This window comes from Halomonas sp. ND22Bw (assembly GCF_003011945.1).
Lineage (GTDB): Bacteria > Pseudomonadota > Gammaproteobacteria > Pseudomonadales > Halomonadaceae > Halomonas > Halomonas halophila.
This window is the reverse complement of record NZ_PXWD01000646.1, coordinates 1-280: the sequence shown is the minus strand read 5'-3', so window position 1 is coordinate 280 and position 280 is coordinate 1. Positions and strand designations below refer to the sequence as shown.

Here is a 280-nt window from a genome sequence, read left to right as displayed (position 1 = left end):
AGCCGGTCATGGCGACGCTGAAGGAATTCGAGGAGGCTCTGCGCGAGCACGGCATGCACATGGCGCTCGCCCTGCTCGAGCGCTTGCGCGAGCGCGACCGGCAGACCCGCACCATCCGCCCGGCCCGGCGCATCACCGGCCAGAAGATGACGCCCGACCTCGCCCGCGCGATCCTGGAGCTGCACGCCTCCACCGGCATGACTCAGCAGGAGATCGCCTTCAAGGTCGGGGTGAACCAGGGCCGCGTCAACGAGGTGATCAAGCGCGGCAAGTGGCTCGA

Annotated in this window: 1 protein-coding gene; it reads left to right on the top strand. The window is 68.9% G+C overall.

The window, feature by feature from the left end; genetic code table 11:
- Positions 1-280: hypothetical protein (locus CVH10_RS19735; RefSeq protein ID WP_219924868.1), on the top strand; the 280-nt coding region annotated here is incomplete at both ends.